Genomic DNA, 18,237 nt, shown 5'->3' with positions numbered 1-18,237 from the left:
GCCGCCTTCGCGCCGCCTGATGTTCATGCTCCGTTCTGGCTTAGCGTGTCTGGGAAAGCAGATCTTGTTCCGACCCCCATCAGCGGCCTCTATCACGCCGACCACGGCAGGATCGCGATCGACGGCGAGTCCTTCTCCCGGGTGCCGGCGACCATCGTTAGAGGCTTGGTTGCGAACGCGGCCACACACCGGGCCGAACATCACCATGTCGCGAATTCGACAAACCCGACAACCCGACAACAGCCTACCAAAGGTCGTTCTGATCGTCTGGAGAGGATGCTCTCTCCAGTGTAGCTGGATAGGTCAGGGGAAGTAAGATATTGTTCGCTAGCCCAGCTAGTGACCAGTAAGGCGCTCTGGCGCTGTCTTCGCTAGCTATTGATGCCAGCGATTATGGTAATAACTGCAATGTATAACCAGAGAAGCCACCCGCCAGAAGTTGAGGATGCCTCTTCCCGAGTTAGCTCACTCACCCCATACACAGACATATCGGTATTCATCGTTTTCTCCTTATAGAACAGCCAGACCAGTCAAGGTCGACTGTCGGACGGCAGATCGCCGCCGCGCAATGAGAACATCATCAAGACTCGTGCCAACTGCGCAGGAAAATCCAGAAAAAAAGCCATTGTGAATTGCCCCCCATTTCGATCGGACACCCGGCATAAGCAGAAAGGCTCAAGCACAGGCTTGAGGATAGGCTTATGTCCGAGGACTATCAGCGCATCGAGGTGATCACCGGCGTCGCCCACCGTCGGCATTGGTCGACGGAAGCAAAGCTGCGGATCATCGAGGAGAGTTTCGAGCCGGGCGAGACGGTGTCATCCGTTGCCCGGCGCAACGGTGTGGCGCCCAATCTTCTCTACCGCTGGCGCCGTCTGTTGAGCGAGGGAGGTGCGGCAGCAGTGCGTTCGGATGAACCCGTCGTCGGCAGTTCAGAGGTTCGGCGTCTCGAGGAGCGGGTGCGCGAGCTGGAACGCCTGCTGGGCCGCAAGACCATGGAGAACGAGATCCTCCGGGAAGCGCTCGCCAAATCGCAGGCAAAAAAACCGACCTTGCGGCCGCTCTCGCTTCCGAAGGGAGGTTTGCGGTGAAGCGGATCGCCGAGGTGCTCGGCGTGTCACGCTCCAACCTCCTTGTCAGGCGCAGCGGAAGAACCAGGCCGCGTGGCGCCTATCGCAAGGCCGACGACGAGGGCTTGCTGCCGCTCATCCGCCGCTTCGTCGACGAGCGGCCGACCTATGGCTACCGGCGCATCACCGCACTGGTGAACCGGGAACTGACGCGAAAAGGACTGCCTATCGTCAACCGCAAGCGGGTGCATCGGATCATGCAGCAGTCGGCCTTGCTTCTGGAGCCTCACACCGGCCGCCGCGAAGGTCGCATTCACGATGGCAAGGTGATGGTCATGCGCTCAAACCTGCGCTGGTGCTCCGATGGCCTGGAGTTCGCCTGCTGGAACGGCGAGATCATCCGCATGGCCTTCATCATCGACGCGTTCGACCGGGAGATCATCGCCTGGACTGCCGTGAGCGGTGCCGGCATCAGCGGCTCGGACGTACGCGACATGATGCTCGAAGCCGTCGAGAAGCGCTTTGGCTCCGTGCGGGCGCCGCACCCCATCGAGCACCTGTCGGACAACGGCAGCCCTTACACGGCCAAGGAAACGCGCGACTTCGCCACCGCGCTGAACCTCGTTCCCTGCTTCACGCCGGTGAAGAGCCCCGAGTCCAACGGAATGTCCGAGGCGTTCGTGAAGACCTTCAAGCGCGACTACCTGCGCATATCCCCCTTGCCGGACGCACCTTCCTCCTCCAACCATTTGGGAGGTGGATGGGTCTAATCCAAACAACTAATTTTAACTCTCTGTGAACGCTGCATAGAACATCCCTGCCGTGCGCCGTGATTTCTGCGCGGATATCGGTCCGGATGCCGACTCGAGTTTAGGGCTGCGCTGGCGATTCATAACATTGGCCTCGTCCACGAGGCGACACTTGGGTGAATCATATATGGGCACGTCGAGTAAGATGACGAGACGATATTTCGGAACGGACGGGATCCGGGGACGGGCCAATAAATTTCCGATGACAGCTGAAGTTGCGATGAAGGTCGGCATGGCTGCCGGCCTTTCGTTTCAGCGCGGCAACCACCGCCATCGCGTCGTGCTCGGCAAGGACACGCGCCTCTCCGGCTACATGATCGAGAATGCGCTGGTCGCGGGCTTCTGCGCGGCCGGCATGGATGTGTTCCTGCTGGGGCCGATACCGACGCCCGCCGTCGCCATGCTGGCGCGGTCGCTGCGCGCCGACATCGGTGTGATGATCTCGGCCTCGCACAATCCATACTATGACAACGGCATCAAGCTTTTCGGCCCCGACGGCTACAAGCTTTCCGACGAGATCGAGATGCGCATCGAGGCGCTGCTCGACCAGGATGTCGACATTTCGCTGGCCGACGCCGACGGCCTTGGGCGCGCCAAGCGCGTCGACGGCGTGCACGACCGCTACATCGAATTCGCCAAGCGCACGCTGCCTCGCTCCATGTCGCTGTCGGGCTTGCGCATCGTCGTCGACTGCGCCAACGGCGCCGGCTACAAGGTGGCGCCCGCCGCCCTCTGGGAACTGGGCGCCGAGGTCATCGCCATCAACGACGACCCGAACGGCTTCAACATCAACGAGGAATGCGGCTCGACGCACTCGATCGGCCTTTCGAAGAAGGTGCATGAGGTGCGCGCCGATATCGGCATCGCGCTCGACGGCGACGCCGACCGCATGGTCATCGTCGACGAGAACGGCACGGCGATCGACGGCGACCAGATCATCGCGCTGATCGCGGAATCCTGGCATCAGAGCGGCCGCCTTGCCGGCGGCGGCGTGGTCGCCACGGTCATGTCCAATCTCGGCCTCGAGCGCTTCCTTGGCGATGCCGGCCTGCAGCTGCACAGCACCCAGGTCGGCGACCGCTACGTGGTCGAGCACATGCGCGCGCATGGCATGAATGTCGGCGGCGAGCAGTCCGGCCACATCGTGCTGTCGGATTTTTCCACGACCGGCGACGGGCTCGTCTCGGCCCTGCAGGTACTGGCCTGCATCAAGCGCCAGAACAAGCCGGTCAGCGAGATCTGCAAGAAGTTCGAACCGGTGCCGCAACTGTTGAAGAACGTCCGCTTCGCCGGCGGCAAGCCTCTGGAGACAGCCCCCGTCAAAGCCGCGATCGAGGATGCCCGCAACCGGCTCGGCAAGTCCGGCCGCCTGGTGATCCGGCCTTCCGCAACCGAGCCTCTGATTCGGGTTATGGCCGAGGACGACGACCAGAAGCTGGTCGAGACGGTGGTGAACGACATCGTCGGCGTCATCGCGGACATCAAGACCGCTGCCTAGGAGACCCGTTTTGACCGGACACTCGCCCGGCCGGGAGTTGCACCAGGCCAGCTGTCATTTGCCATTTAATTAGGTTCTTCCTTACTTTGTGGCGCGGTGGCAGCATTCGTGCCCTCAGCTGTTCGGGGCCTGCCCTGCCGTACATTGCGCGCTTGAGGGTCTTGAGGCGGTTGATCTGGCCTTCGGCCTGTCCGTTGCTCCAAGGCAGCTCGATGGCGTTGTTGACGGCATCGATGTCTCTGCGCAAAACACGGGCGAACCGCAAGATCGGAATGAGGTCGGAGTCGATTGCATCGTCAATCCACGCGTCCAGTGCTGCCGACTTCTTACTGCGAAGGATGCCGTTGAAGCGCATCGCCAGGCGTCGCATCTCGGCGAATGCGTCAGATCCCTGCTTCAGGGCATCGACCTTTCTTGCCTGCCGGTCTGTCAGCAGGCCTCGTGGCTTGATGCACAACGCGGCGGCAACAACTGGCGAGATCGCATGACCGGTATCAGGATCTCGAACAGGTTCCAAGCTGAGCGCCGTGGAAGGAATATCATCGATGGGCTCTTTTTCGGCCCACCGCCAGGCTCCCAGCAGGCGTTCCAGATTGGAGAAGCTGCCCGTGTAGCCGCGCTGCTTAACGTCATGAAATAGATGCCGTCCGCAGCAGTTCCCTTCCTTCCAGCATTGGGCAAGGACGTTTCAAAGTACCATGAGGATGTGGGGTTCAATGCTGCTCGCCGCCTATCTGGCGGCGCCTTGAACTTGAGCCACTTCGCTACGCTGCGACGCTCATAGCCGGTCCGTCGGGCGATCTCGCTATAGCGGCAGTGTAGGCGACGTCCGGACCCCTTTGATTTCGAAAACTTCTCGCTGCTCAAACCTTGTCCAACTTCGCAGTGTTCAAAGCTGGTCCTCAAAAAGAGGCCGTGGCGCCGGGAACTGCACGATCCGCGGCTGGTGACAGATTCTGTCATTAGCCTGTGGAAACCTGAAATCGCGAGGGATTGGCAGCCTAGGCAGAAACCTAAGCGCAACCCAGTATCTGTTTCGGGGAATCAAAGCCTTCTCACGCGAAGGCAAAAGGTGAGGGCATGGCTTTTCGATTTGTTCATACGGCGGACGTTCATCTGGATTCGCCTCTTCGGTCGCTGGCGCTACGCAACCCGGAACTAGGCGAACTGATTGGCAACGCGACGCGGCGTGCCTTTGTCAATATCGTCGATCTCTGCCTATCCGAGCAGGTCAACGCACTTCTTCTCGCCGGTGATCTCTACGACGGCGATCAGACCTCCATGAAAACTGCGCGGTTCCTTTCCGAGCAAATCCGCCGACTGGACCAAGCCGGAGTCCGGGTGTTCATCATTCGGGGCAACCACGATGCGTTGTCGAAGATCACCAGAGAACTGACGTACCCAGAAACCGTAAAAGTTTACGGTGGACGCCCAGAGGCTATCGCGCTCGAATCGGGGGGTCTAGCGACGCCTGTGGTCATTCACGGACTGAGCTTTGCGCAGGCCCAGTGTCCGGAAAGTCTGGTCGGAAAGTACAAGCCGCGGGTCGAAGGCGCTGTGAACATAGGTCTTCTGCATACCAGCCTCTCAGGAACATTGGGGCACGATCACTACGCGCCCTGCAACGTCTCGGATCTGGAAGCGACAGAGTTCGACTATTGGGCGCTCGGTCACATTCACAAGCGGTCAATCAGTACCGGACGCTGCACGATCGTAATGCCTGGCATACCCCAGGGGCGCGACATCAACGAATCTGGTCCGAAATCGGTGAGCCTTGTTACCATCGGTGATGACCGAACAGTCCATGTTGAGGAGAGGATCACCAGCATCGCACAATTCGAGCGCGTCGTGATCGACCTCGACGGCATCGGAGATTGGCGTCACATGGTGACCACGGTAGCGGCCAACCTGGGGGCGGCGCGGGAAGCTGCAAGTTCCGAACATCTTGTGGTCCGGCTTTCCTTCACCGGACGAACGCCGCTCGCATGGCAGCTCCGTAACGACGCCGACCTCGTCAAGACCGAAGCCGAGCACAGGGCATCTGCCATTGGCCGGACCTGGATCGAGAAATTGGAAATCCAGTGCACCGACCTCGTTTCCGCAGATGGGTCCAACGGGGATCCGCTCATCGAACTTCGGGAGCTTGTCGGAAGCGAAATCATCGGCTCGGAAGCTTACCACGCCGCGCTCATCGATATCGGGGAGGAGCTTCGTGGTCATCTGCCACCTGAAAGCAGAGGGACTTTCGGCGCTGATCAGGAGGAGTTTCGGGCCACGTTGTGCCTGCTCGCGCAGGAAGGGGTCGAAGATGTGCTCGCACGGCTCCATCGTCGAAAGCAGGATGAGGTAGCATGATGCGCATCAACCGGCTTGACCTTACCCGCTACGGCAAATTCACCGACAAGCACATCGACTTCGGGCCGGTGGAGCAGGGCCGCCCAGATTTGCATATCATCTACGGTCCGAACGAGGCGGGCAAATCGACCGCCCTATCTGCATTCCTTGACCTCCTCTTCGGCATCGAATCCCGCAGCCGCTATGATTTCCTCCACCCATACTCAACGATGCGCGTCGGGGCCGCCTTGGACATCGGTGGTGTCTCCCGGGAGCTTGTCCGGATCAAGAAGCCCCAAAGCAGTCTGCTCGGTCCGGGTGATCAGCCGATCGGCGAGCATTTGATACTCGGCGAGCTTGGTGGAGTTGAGCGGGACGTCTATTGCGCGATGTTTTCCCTCGACGATGACACCCTTGAGGAAGGCGGGAAGAGCATCCTGGCCAGCAAGGGTGATCTCGGACAGCTTCTGTTTTCGGCAAGCACAGGTTTGGCCGCACTAAGTCAGACACTTGTTGAATTGCGTTCGCAGGCCGACGGCCTTTTCAAACTCCGTGCCCGCAACAGTGAAATCGGTGACTTGAAAAGTCGGCTTTCCGATCTGAAGGAGCGAAAAGAGCAGATTGACACGCTCGCCACCCATTACCGCCAGATGGTGGAAACCAAGGAGCGGTCACTGGCAAACTATGACGAAGCGATGGCTGACCGAACCCGGACGCAGCTACGGCTGGACGAGATCAAGAACCTGCTGACCGCACTGCCACGATTGGCGGAATTGAGGGACATCCGTGACGTTCTCGCCGAGTTGCAAGATATTCCCGAGGCCCCGCCTTCGTGGGGAAACGAACTTCCGGCACTTCGTCAGGAGGACATTGAGCTTGCGGTGAAGCGGGAGGCCGCGAAAGCGTCCATGGCCGAGCTTGAGAAAGGGCTCAGTGCCATTGGCCTCGACGATATCGCACTCACCTTGGGGCAAAGGATGGATGCTATCAGCGAGTTGCACGCCCGTTATGTCACCGCTGCAAGGGATCTGCCGGACCGTCGTCTGCAACTGATGGAAGTCGACCGGGAAATTGCGAATATTCTGCGGCTTCTCGAGCGCCCTGAAGAAGACGAGCCAAGCAGCCTGATGCTCGGAAGTCGCATTGCTGGGAGCATCAGAGATCTCGTTGAACGCCGCTCCGGTATCGACGCGACATTCCAAAACGCGAAGCGCGAAGCCGCGGAGGCGAACCGCAGTCTGATCGAGTTGCGGAGCAAGCTGTCGAGCGAAGCCGCTGCCTCCACAAACAGCGCAGCCGTTGCGGCGCTGGCGAGGGAGCTCTCGGCGCTTCGAGAGAATGATCACGCAGCCCGCCGCCGTGTCGCGGAACGCTCCCTTGTGGATTTGAAAGAAACACTGGCGCGGCAGATGTCGGAACTCCTACCGTGGGGCGAAAGCCTTGACCAGGTACGGCAAATGAGAGTGCCGGCACCTTCTGAGCTGGAGGCCTGGAAATCAGCTCTGTCTAAAGCGGAAGCCGAGTTCGATCGCTACAGCGATGACAGCGGGCGCCTCACGAGTGAGCTGCACTGTTTGCGAGCCGAACTGGATGCACTGAAGAATTCCACCGGCGTTGTGGACGATCATGAGGCAGCGACGTCGCGATCGGCGCGTGAAGCGGCATGGGCCACGCATCGTGACGCGCTCGATGAATCGACCGCTGCGGCGTTTGAGATCGAGCTGCGGAAAGACGACCTGATCACCAGCGCGCGGCTGGGACACATGAGCGACCTGGCGAAGCTGAATCAAACCTATCAGAGGCTCGCCGTCGCGGAAGCGGTATTGGAGCGCTCAGCGGAGCTGCTGAACGCGGCGAAGTCGAAACGCGAAGCCATCAGGACGGACATTCTGGATTCCGCTCGGAAAATGGCTCTGACCGTTTCTGGCGAGATCAACCTGGGTGGGCTTGAGGCATGGCTGGGACGCCGCGAAATGGTCCTCGCGACAGCCGACTTGCTCCGGGAGGCCGAAGGTGACTTACGCCAGGCGGCAGCGGACGGCTCGGCGGCGCGCAACCGGCTCTCGGCGGCACTATCGGCGGCAGCCGTTTCCCAGGATCACTCTGACTCCTACGAAGCGCTTTTGACCAGGGCCCAATCCGCCGTTGATCTTGAAGTCGAACACAAGAATTTGAGAGAGCAACTTGAACGCTGCGAAAGGGAGCAGGCTTCCCGCCAGTCAGCCCTTGAAACGGCAACTGCCGACCAGGCGCAATGGGACGCGTCATGGGCTGAGGTTTGCAAGAGCTGCTGGCTCGGCGCGGGAGGGACTATTCCCAGCCTCGCGACCGTCAAAGAGGTCATGGACAGACTTGCCGAACTCAGCCCGGCCGCTCAACGGCAAGCGGGCCTGGCAGATCGCATCGCCAAGATGGAGGAAGATCAGGCTGCCTTCTCGCGCGAGCTTGCATTGATGGCCGCAGAACTCGGAATGGAGCGACCAACAGAGAGTGCCCTGAGATTTTGGGCGCTGATGTCCGCCAGAGTGGAAGAGGCCCGATCGAAAAAGGCGGAAAGGGAATCCAAGCACCTTGCTCTGGAGGATCAGATTCTCAAAAACCGGGACCTGGAGGCTGAAATCGCGGTTTGCGAGCGCCGCAAATCTGAAATGACGCAGCTGTTCGGAGTATCATCCTTGCAGGAGGCGGAGAAAAAGCTGCGCATGATCGAGCAAAAGAGAGACTTGCGCCGGCGGTCCAATATCATCGAACGCGAAATCCGAGACGCGCTATTAATTCAGGACATGGCCGATGCGGAACAGATGCTTGACGCCGCGGATCGCCCTGCGCTGGAGGCCGACCAGGTAGAACTCAGGGCCCGCTTCGAGGATCAGGATCGGCGCGTACGAGAGTTGTTTACGACATATAGCAAAGCGTCCGACGAGGTGGATGCTGTCGACGGCGATAGTGCCGTGGTTGCTCTTGAAGAGCAACGGCGCACCGTCCTCCTGGAAATAGAGGATAAGGCGTTCAGCTACTTCCGCCTTAGGGCTGGCATCGTCGCGGCCGAGCAAGCCTTGCGCCTCTACCGCGACAAGCATCGCAGTTCGATGATGCTTCGCGCCTCGGAGGCTTTTCAGGTGATCAGCCGCGGCGCCTATAGTGGTCTGGCGACCCGCCGAAGTCCTTATCGGCATCGGGGCTGATGGGAGTTCCAAGCTGGCGCAGGAAATGTCAAAGGGAACGCGCTTCCAACTCTATCTCGCGCTCAGAGTGGCCGGCTACCACGAGTTCGTCCAATCTCGCACCCCTGTTCCCTTCATCGCCGACGACATCATGGAGACGTTCGACGACTTCCGTGCCGAGGAAGCCTTCCGGCTGTTCGCCGACATGGCGAAAGTGGGTCAGGTAATCTACCTGACGCATCACCAGCATCTTTGCAATATCGCCAGGCGGGTTTGTCCCAATGCTCGCATACATGAGTTGGCGCCGCCGCTCGTCTTGGAAAGCCGTGCGGCCTGATGGGAACGCACAGAAACAGGATAGCTATCCAAGTTTCGGCAACACGACCGCGATGGCGCCAGAGGGGTTAGAACGTTGCGGCTCTACCATTTCACGACGGAACAGTTTGGGCTGGTTGCAATCCGAGACCGAAGGCTGAAGGTTGCCCGCGTGATGGAACTGAATGATCCCTTCGAGTTCCTTGGGCCGATATTCGCGGATAAATCTGAGCGCCAACGCATGCGAAAATTCAAAGCAGAAGTCGATAAGGATTTCGGTTTAATCTGCCTAAGCGACAATTGGAGCCATCCGCTACTTTGGGGTCATTACGCGGACAAGCACAAAGGCGTTTGTCTTGGTTTTGATGTCCTCCAGCCAGAGGATTTCGAAGCGGTTGAATACGTCGAGGAGCGGCCGCCTATGAACCAGTTCGGCATCTCAGCTTTTTCAGATTTGCCTGAAGAGTCGATTAAGCGAATGCTCCATCTCAAATTCCACGCTTGGAGCTACGAAGCGGAATTCCGGACATTCATCGACCTTAAGGCGACCGCGTACGATGAAAAATCGAAACTGCATTTCGTTCCATTCCGTCCGACCATGAAGCTTGCCCAGGTGATAAGGGGTTGGCGTTCGAAATCGACGCGAACTGAAATTTCGAAAGCACTTGGGTGGCTGAAGCAGGGCGTCGAGGTCTTTAAATCTCGGCCGGCGTTCCAAGGGTTTGAGGTAGTGCGGAATAGAGACGACGCACTTTGGGGATAGTTGAACGTCTCAGGCGCGTAGGCAACGTTTCGGCGCGAAGTGGGGGGAACTACAATGCGCCGGCCGAATACGGCCTGCCAACGGAAATCTGGCGCGAGGTGGTGGCGCGGCGGATGCGCTATGCTGAAATCCGGGCGAAACTGGCGGCGGGCGAAGTCCGCGAGATCAACGGCTATCGATTTCAGGAACCTCCGTTCGACCTGCTTCTATATGTGGCGGGCCGGATGGTGGAAGGCGAAGGTGGTCGGAGGCGGCCATTCGGCGTGCCGGAACGACTTTGTCGCCACGCGCTGTCCGTCGCCCGTCGATGGTCGAATGACTTATGACTTAGTTCGACCCTTCTATGCCCTTCTTTCTGGGCGGCCATGTGACAATCCGTGACCCGTTGCTGACCCTCCGGAACCGAATTTTCGTCCCCGAGAGCCGATTGGGACAATCATCGCCCATATCGCCAGGAAGCCACAGACGGGGTACTCCTGAGCACAATGTTCCGTTTCCTCCAGGCTATCCCCGTTCCGGATTGTCACACATGATTCTATGTGCGACTATACTTAAAACTATGTGATCGAGGCTCTAGGTGCGATGGGCTATGAGGGGTTTCTCCGCGATCTCGCGAGAGCGGGCCTGAGCATCCGGGCGTTTGCCGAGTTGATTGGAATGAACCCGAACTCCGTTTCAAATTACGCCCGTTCAGGGGAGGTTCCCGACCATCTGGCGATCATTGCGGCGCTCGTCGCCGAAATGAGCAGCCAAGGGCTGGATTTCCGGGGCGTGATTTCGAAGGTGGAGCTGACAGCAAAAAAACCACGCGGCCGCGCACGCCACGGCCAGTTCGGCGGCGACCGGCAGGTGCCGTTGGACCTCGATCAATGACAGTGCACAGCGCCCTCTTGGAGTTCAGTGCGGCCCATCGGACCCCGCTGGCCCGGTTTGGGTCAGGCGTATGACTCGCATGTTCGACGCCTTGGCCGAGCTTGGCGCTGATCGCAGCAATCTTCGTCTGTTTGATCACCAAGCACCCGAGCTGCTTGCTTACTCAACCATCCTGATGTCCCGTGGCCATGACGAGGATTTACGCCTCGTTGAAGGTGTCTATGAGTGGCAGGATGCTCCGCTTATATTTCTCGTGGACGGCGACCGACTGAGCGGAGATTTTAAGCGCCTCAAGCGGGTTCGGCGCATTCTTGCGATGCGTGGCGACGCGCCCTATCTGGGCGTGATCTATCCGGGAAAGCTGGATGTTTACCGGATCGCTCTCGATAGCCATTCGCTCAACAAAGTTCGGGTCGATACGGGCGTTGCCGATGACGAGCGCTGGTTGACCTTTGCATGCCTGGGGAATCTTCGCCCTGCTGCGGAGATCAACGACAGGACCTGGATCACTGGCGTCATTCTGAAGTTGCTCGATCAGGCGATATCCTCTCTTAAAACAGACGGCGACCTCTCAGGCGAAGACGCGATATCGCTGGTGGGCCGAGCGCTCTTCATGCGCTTCCTTGCCGATCGCGCCCTACTGCCGCCGACCAAAGATATCATTGGCGACGCTCTCGTATCGGATGGAGCCGTTACCGAAGAGCATGAACTTTTCGATCGCCCGGATCTTGTCCGCCTTTCCTCTGCGTGGCTCGACAAGACGTTCAATGGTGACTTGTTGCCCTTGTCGGATGCGGTGTTTCCGAAGCTCACGTTAGAAACATGCCATGTGCTCGGCAATGTCCTGCGCCGAGCGGAAGGTGGCCAGCTATCATTGGGCTGGAAGGAGCGGTGGGACAATCTCGACTTCTCACACATCCCGGTCGGGGTGTTGAGCCAAGCCTATGAGTATTACCTGCGCAAGCATTCCCCGAAACAGCAGCAGCAGGAAGGTGGCTATTACACACCGCATCCGATCGCGAACCTGATGATATCGGCCGCGTTTCGTGGACTGGATGCCCAGGGTATCTCTGCCGCGGCGCGCATATTGGACCCAGCGGCGGGGGCGGGCGTGTTTTTACTTGCGGCTTTTCGGGAACTCGTCGCTGCGCGCTGGAGATCCGAAGGGCAGAGGCCGGACACGGTCGCACTCCGCGAAATTCTCCACAATCAGGTGCGCGGGTTTGACATCAACGAGGCGGCGCTGCGCTTTTGCGCACTGGGCCTCTACCTATTGTCGATCGAACTCGATCCCAATCCGCGACCCGTGGACAAGCTGCACTTCGACGACTTGCGCAACGTCGTTCTGCATCGGCCGGTCGATACCGCCGATGAGGTTCGTCCCGAAGCGAAGCAGTTGGGAAGTCTAGGTCCGCTAATCGGAGCCGAACATGACGGCCAATATGATCTTGTCATCGGTAATCCACCTTGGGCCAGCGCGACCGGACTGGAAGACTGGAACCTGCTGCTCGCCGAGATTCACACGATCGCTCGGAGCCGGCTTGGAGAGGATACAGCCGCTCCGCCTTTACCCAATGCTGTTCTCGATCTGCCCTTTGTCTGGCGGGCGATGCGATGGGCGAAGCCCGATGCACAAATCGTATTTGCCCTACACGCGCGCTTTCTCTTCCAGCAGGGGGACGGCATGCCGCTCGCACGGCAAAGCCTCCTGGAAGCGATTGACGTAACCTCGATCATTAACGGTTCCGAACTTCGGCAAACCAAAGTTTGGCCCAGCATTTCTGCGCCGTTTTGCCTGCTCTTTGCGGTGAACCGGCCAGCGCATACGGCCTCCGGATTTCGGATGCTCACGCCTCGCTATGAAAAGAGCTTCAACAATGCCGGCGTGCTCAGGGTGGATCCGACCAACGCATATGTTGTCCGACCGCGGGATTTGCGGGAACGTCCTGAGACGCTGAAAATCCTGTTTCGTGGGAGCGCGGCCGACCTTTCTCTCATCGATCGAGTTCGGCGAGGTAACTTCACCACCCTCGGTCATTACTGGAACAAGTTGAGCGCGGGTCAGTTGGCAAATGGAAATGGCTACCAAAGCCTACGGCCAAGCAGCAAAAAGCACGACAATGGTGAAGTAGGAGAAGATGCCGCTGATTTGTACCAGATTCCTCACCTAGACAACGAGGAGCAGCGGCCCCTGGTTGTTGATGTCATGTCGTTGTCGCCATTCCAGACACCACGCCTCCATCGGGCGCGGCGGCGGGAAATATACACCGGGCCACTTTTACTTATTCATCAATCACCGCCTGCTGACCTGCAGCGCATTCAGATGTCGGTCTGCGATGAGGATGTCGTGTATAACGAGAGTTGGTATGGCTACAGTGCAAAAGGGGTTTCAAACGGTCCTATCTTGATTCGGTACCTCGCACTCCTTCTTGGTAGCCGGACGGCATTGTGGATGTCTCTCATCACTAGCGGAAAATTCGGCTTCGAGCGTGATGTGATCGAAAAGTCCATCGTGGAGGAAATCGCTATTCCTCCCTTTGAAGCGCTTGGTCAAGATCGCGTGCAGGAGGCAGAAGATCTTTTCGCGCGGTTAAAGAAAGAGGGCGATGAAGTCTGGCCGGAGATCGACGCCTGGGTAGCTAAACTCTACGGTCTCGGTGAACGAGACCTGACCGTCATCAATGACACCTTGCGATTCAATCTCCCTTACGCCGCAAATCGGGAGATGGCACAGAGTGTGCCGTCGACCGATCAAATCGAGATCTATTGCCGGACGCTCGAAACGGAACTCGCCAGATTCGCTCAGCGCTTCCAGTGCAAAGTTCGCGTTGACCCCGTCCATGATCGGGGATCCTCGCCATGGCAGGCACTTCAAGTCGTTGCCTGTCGAGATGGTGAAGTCGAAGGCCAGGCTAAGGTTTTGATCCCGGATGTCCGGGCACTCACTGCAGTCGCCGATCGGATGAGCGCGACTGAGATCATCCTTGATGAGGGAGATCAGCGCCTGGCCGTCATGCTTCTTGCTCAATCCCGATATTGGAGTGAGACTCAGGCCCGCCTTGCCGCTCAACGCATCATCTGGACCCGACCGGAGTTGTTCAGGGAGCGTCCATCGGCATGAGTGGACTCGTCTCTGGCCTGCACCAGGATCATCTGTCGGAGTTGATTCGCGGACAGGACTTGCCGCTGCCGGCGCTCGATCCCTCGCATATCGAACTCATCCTCGAACTGATTCAGCTAGCCTATGAGGGGATAAAGGCGGATTATCCTGGCGCGGTTTTCGCCGGTGATGAGAAGCACCTCAACAGCTTGATGGTCGATCGTCTCAATCATCTAGTTGGCGATGATCCCGTGGCGAGTTTGTTGGTTCGGGCAGTCTCTCGGGGCACTGAAACGAAGAATTATGACGCGAGCCGTTTCGAGATGCGGCCGGATATTCAGATTTCCCTGACTAGCAGGCAGCATCTGTTTCCGTTGATCGTCGAGTGCAAGCTTATTGACATTACGAAGGGGAAGACAGTCGATCGTTACTGTAAGGACGGATTGGCTCGGTTCACGACGGGGGACTATGCGTGGACTAATCGTGAGGCCATGCTGCTAGCCTATGTCAGGGACGGGGCCTCGACAACGAGCCATCTGCAACCATTTCTTGCGGCATCGATGGCACTTTCACCTCCGGAATATGCGGTGGTGTCACTCCCCCAGAAATGCGCCGCTTCGCTGCCGGATGCTGTGCGGTCGGATCATGGCCGCTATTTCTCCTATGTGCATGGCGCTCAGAATGGGAAGCTTCCTGGTAACATTGCAGTCTGGCATCTCTGGGTTAGCTGAATCCTCAGAGCCACCGGCTACATGTCGACAACCGGCCTCGCGCACAGAATTCCTGACAGCCCCACCTGGCTTCTAGCGGTCTTCGTGCCGCATGATGTTACTGCTCTGTTCGACCTTAGCGTACAAATTTTGAGCAGCCCTTGTTCCGACCCCTAGTTGACATTCGTTATGTGCGGAAGGTGATTTGGCGGGATGAATAACGGCGACCCTAGGCACCACCCTAAGCCTCTTCTTCGCCCTCGCCGGTAAGCTTCGGATAGTGCCTGTGATACCAACTCTCGAGTTCTTTGCATTCGTCATCGTTAAGACCGTAGAGGTCGTTCACGACGTCATCAAGTCGTCCAAGATGTTTCGATAGTCGAAACCGAGGTCGTTCTGCTGCCCCTGGATGATTTCATCGACGATTGTAATTATCTTCTCCCCCTCATCGTCCGTTGGCAAAACAATTGGAAGTTCTTCTAGCTGCGCGTGGACGCCGTGATTGATAAAGGATTTTTCAAAGTAGCGGATAGCCGTCGAGCAAAGGATGCCGAGAAGCAGCCGTTGGTCGAGAACATCGCAAAAAATGTTGGAGCCGGTTTGATCGAATACGCCGCCATGGCCAAGTCGGAAGGTAGGGCTGTAGATCCCCGTATTGGAGAAGCTGATGCCTCGACGGAAGTAATATTGGGGATTGCGGAAAACCCCACCTTTGCCGTGAAGGCTTTTCATTTCTGACACCGATTCCTCCGACCAATTCACAAAGAACTCATGCGGGCGCCAAAACAGGGGTAGGAGACCTCCTTCAATATCCGAGGCTCCTGCCTTGTCGAGCGGCACGAAAAATTTGTCGCTCGATTTGTCGTCGACCTGAAACCCGTTTTCCCGTTCTGATTTGGTCATCGTCGAGAGTCTTGCCTCGTCCACGACTTGGTTCAGAGAAACCGTCTGATATCCACCCTTTGCTGCGCCGCCTTTCACACCCGGTGCCGAGCGATAGAATTTGGGGTTGTTGCCCGACTGAAGGCCGATCTTGATCTCGGCGATCTTCCGAAGCTTCACCACCTTGCGGCCGCGCAGTGGTTCCGCCTTTACCTTCAAATTCGCGCCGTCGTTGCGGACGAGGGTCACTTCGACTGCGGTGGCGGATTCGTTCGCCATAAACTCGTAAAGGCTTGGCCGTCCCTCAAAGATCGGCACCTGGCCGTACTTCGAAAGAAGCCCCTGGCGAACCGTGTATCGCTTCGCCAATGTTCCATCGAAGGGAAATGGATGCTGCGCCGACAAGTCCGCGAGGATGGCGGCGTACGCTTTGGTGAGATCTGCTTTGTGTGTCTCCGGATGGAGGCGCCAGAGGTCGTAGAACTGATAGTGATTGTTGTTCCGCTGCGCCGGTTCATCGCAGCGCTCCAACTCGATGATGATCGGGAAGATATCAATTACGGGAAACGTCGCACGATGCAGCTTGATGACTCGGATCACCTTGGACGACCGGAGGATCGTTTCGCGAAGCTTGCGATGGCTTCCGATCGTCAGAAACGACGAGCTGACGATGAAAATGACGCGCTTGCCAGGCTTCAGCCGTTCCAGAGCATTGACGATGAAATAGCCGTACGAGTCATTGCTCTGCAGGTCATAGATTGTATCGTATCGAGGACCCTTTACGACATCGACACCGTAGGGAGGACTCCCGATAATCAAATCGGGAAGCAGGGCGCGCTTTGCGCTAGCGCGTCGAGTTCGGGCGCCCGATAAGCTTGTAATAACTCTTTGCAGTAGAGTAGAGTCGAAGTGCTTGTCGGGTCTCCGCAGGAGAAATGGCATTCAATACTTTATAACAAACAATCCGCCCACATGGTCGTACCCTACTTGCGGAAATAGGGTGTGGATTACCCGAGGGTTCTCAGCACCGCGAGCAAGATCCTCGATCAGCTTGATGAACAGGATTTTGATTGTGAAGTGAAGCGCAATGCCCTCGATGGCCTGCGTAAGCGCTTGCTGAAACTTGACTTCCTTCGATGCCGATTTTGAAGTCGTGTCGCCCACATAGGTCTTGCGCTGGTTCACGATACGCTTGAGGCTTTCCCCCAGCACGTGTCGGTCGGGATCGATCTTGTGAGTGATGGGGTCAATGAATAGCGACGCAATATCGTTGTAGGTGTTCTGCTTGAAGGTCCGCAGCGTGTCGAGCAACTGCTTTTCTGTAAGAAGTTGCCTTACCTCACCTGGCGGTTCCTCTTTGATCTTCGCCCAGTCCGTTGCCGGTATCCGAGCATAGCCGGCCCGGCCCGTTGACGGATCGGTCGCTCCTGTCGTCTTGAAAAAGCGATGCTCCCGCCCGTTGGAGATGACGACGAAGGGAACAGGCTTGTCGAAAAAAGCGGACGTCGCGTAGTCGATGCCCTGGACTTCATCCACCGCGGTTAAGTCATGGCTATACCGCTTGGCTTCAAGCACCGCATAGGGATAGCCACCAGCCAAGTAGAGGCCGTCGTACCGCCCTGTGACACCCACTGCGATCGGCAGCGTGTGTTGCGCCTGATAGTCCAAACTTTCGGCTTTTGGAAAACCATGAGACTTGGATAGGTGGGGCAGTATCAGTGTATCAACCGTGTCCTGCTCTGAGTAACTGTCGTAGGCTGTCACGTCTTGTTCTCTCTTGCTCACGAATCAAGAAGGAAATCGCTGATTCGCTGGGAAACTAACACTTCCGGCATGACATGCGACACGCGATCAGTCTCAGTACCTTTCGTTATGCGGATTCTCGCTCTGCAAGGGCTCTCCGAAGTCCATCTGGATGTGGCGTCGCGCCACTTCCACCTCAATCGCGTCAAGAGCCTCTCCGAGTTCCCTGGGGCGGTAATCGCGAGCTCGAATGCAATGGTTGCTTCCTTCTCGACCTCCTCCGACCCGAGGCTGACAGAGTCGTGGTCGACGCTGTCCCGCATCTCAAAATGGAAGCTAGCCGCGAACGAGGCAAGCGCGCCAACTCGCGTCGTAGATGTGACAACGTCCTCGTCGACGACGGATCCTTATCCGGGTCATTGCCGAACTCCATTTCCAATACTTCCCGAACGCGAACGTTCACGGAATTATCCCGCGTTATGGAGGGGATAGCGACGCTCAGCGCTCACCGCAGTATCAGCTCGTTTTGTATCGACCCTGAAACCGAAGTTGCCCCACCTTCCAGCCGGAACGGTCGCACCAATCGTCTTCGAGCTTCTGCAGCGGTGCCGGCTCAGTGATCTCGGCGACAACCATGAGGACGGGGTTTCGTCGTTTATTGGAAAAGAATGCCGCGTTCTGGAGGTAAAGATGTCGTCCACAGGTGAGAGCGCCGGGGTCAGTAACGCCGAGCGGGCAAGTGTTGAGGACTTCGTCCGCGGTTTGATGTCCGCTCGAAGCACCTATAGGCTGAGCAAATGAGAGTCACACCGGAACAGTGCGAAGCTTGGCTTCAGAACACAGCCGCGAGCCCGTTCAACGGCGGTGTCACGTTGTTTGATCAAGGTCGGAACAAGGCGCTTGTGTGAGACGTCAGGCGGTTGCGCAGGTCACGGCTTTCCACTGCGCCATTGCGCGGATCCGATGGATGTGGATG

12 protein-coding genes and 2 pseudogenes are annotated in these 18,237 nt (G+C 58.0%); 11 read left to right on the top strand and 3 right to left on the bottom strand.

Annotated features, from left to right (window positions below; genetic code table 11):
• The 3 genes and pseudogenes from AC0L3D_RS33795 to glmM all read left to right on the top strand — a co-directional run.
• A partial coding sequence (locus tag AC0L3D_RS33795) for a hypothetical protein (RefSeq protein WP_473647265.1) occupies nucleotides 1–294 on the top strand: 294 nt, incomplete at its 5' end.
• Nucleotides 295–701: 407 nt separating this feature from the next.
• Nucleotides 702–1,837: pseudogene (locus AC0L3D_RS33790) on the top strand (IS3 family transposase); the annotation flags it as partial.
• Between the two features lie 187 nt (nucleotides 1,838–2,024).
• Nucleotides 2,025–3,377, top strand: coding sequence for a phosphoglucosamine mutase (gene glmM / locus AC0L3D_RS33785; RefSeq protein WP_473647264.1), 1,353 nt, complete (start codon nucleotides 2,025–2,027; stop codon nucleotides 3,375–3,377).
• 88 nt (nucleotides 3,378–3,465) lie between these two features.
• Here the strand turns inward: glmM and AC0L3D_RS33780 are convergent.
• Nucleotides 3,466–4,187 (bottom strand): annotated as a pseudogene (locus AC0L3D_RS33780) (ISL3 family transposase); the annotation flags it as partial.
• A 270-nt stretch (nucleotides 4,188–4,457) separates the two neighbouring features.
• Between AC0L3D_RS33780 and AC0L3D_RS33775 the strand changes: the two are divergent.
• The 8 genes from AC0L3D_RS33775 (at nucleotide 4,458) to AC0L3D_RS33740 (ending at nucleotide 14,657) form a co-directional block, all read left to right on the top strand.
• Entirely contained in the window at nucleotides 4,458–5,732 is a 1,275-nt protein-coding gene (locus AC0L3D_RS33775; RefSeq protein ID WP_473647263.1) for a metallophosphoesterase family protein, read from the top strand.
• A complete protein-coding gene (locus AC0L3D_RS33770; RefSeq protein ID WP_473647262.1) occupies nucleotides 5,729–8,896 on the top strand; it encodes an AAA family ATPase in 3,168 nt (1,055 codons plus the stop codon). Before AC0L3D_RS33775 ends, AC0L3D_RS33770 begins: the two co-directional genes overlap by 4 nt.
• Nucleotides 8,897–8,921: 25 nt before the next feature.
• A complete protein-coding gene (locus tag AC0L3D_RS33765; RefSeq protein ID WP_473647261.1) occupies nucleotides 8,922–9,212 on the top strand; it encodes an ATP-binding protein in 291 nt (96 codons plus the stop codon).
• Between the two features lie 75 nt (nucleotides 9,213–9,287).
• Nucleotides 9,288–9,953 (top strand): DUF2971 domain-containing protein, encoded by a 666-nt coding sequence (locus AC0L3D_RS33760; RefSeq protein ID WP_473647260.1) that lies wholly within the window; start codon nucleotides 9,288–9,290, stop codon nucleotides 9,951–9,953.
• A 113-nt stretch (nucleotides 9,954–10,066) separates the two neighbouring features.
• Nucleotides 10,067–10,279, top strand: coding sequence for a hypothetical protein (locus AC0L3D_RS33755; protein WP_473647259.1), 213 nt, complete (start codon nucleotides 10,067–10,069; stop codon nucleotides 10,277–10,279).
• 256 nt (nucleotides 10,280–10,535) lie between these two features.
• Nucleotides 10,536–10,826, top strand: coding sequence for an XRE family transcriptional regulator (locus AC0L3D_RS33750; protein WP_473647258.1), 291 nt, complete (start codon nucleotides 10,536–10,538; stop codon nucleotides 10,824–10,826).
• A gap of 79 nt (nucleotides 10,827–10,905) precedes the next feature.
• Nucleotides 10,906–13,947, top strand: coding sequence for an HsdM family class I SAM-dependent methyltransferase (locus tag AC0L3D_RS33745; protein ID WP_473647257.1), 3,042 nt, complete (start codon nucleotides 10,906–10,908; stop codon nucleotides 13,945–13,947).
• Nucleotides 13,944–14,657, top strand: a complete 714-nt coding sequence (locus AC0L3D_RS33740) for a hypothetical protein (protein WP_473647256.1) — start codon at nucleotides 13,944–13,946, stop codon at nucleotides 14,655–14,657. Before AC0L3D_RS33745 ends, AC0L3D_RS33740 begins: the two co-directional genes overlap by 4 nt.
• Before the next feature lie 321 nt (nucleotides 14,658–14,978).
• On the opposite strand, the gene AC0L3D_RS33735 is transcribed toward AC0L3D_RS33740, so the two are convergent.
• Together AC0L3D_RS33735 and AC0L3D_RS33730 are read right to left on the bottom strand one after the other, a co-directional pair.
• The gene (locus tag AC0L3D_RS33735) at nucleotides 14,979–16,460 is read right to left on the bottom strand and encodes an Eco57I restriction-modification methylase domain-containing protein (protein ID WP_473647255.1); all 1,482 of its coding nucleotides are present in this window, start codon (nucleotides 16,458–16,460) and stop codon (nucleotides 14,979–14,981) included.
• Nucleotides 16,461–17,282, bottom strand: a complete 822-nt coding sequence (locus AC0L3D_RS33730; protein ID WP_473647254.1) for a hypothetical protein — start codon at nucleotides 17,280–17,282, stop codon at nucleotides 16,461–16,463.
• Nucleotides 17,283–18,237 lie beyond the last annotated feature (955 nt).

It is taken from the genome of Mesorhizobium sp. WSM4837 (assembly GCF_055811435.1).
The sequence above is the reverse complement of the archived record's forward strand: the minus strand, read 5'-3'. Positions and strand labels throughout refer to the sequence as shown.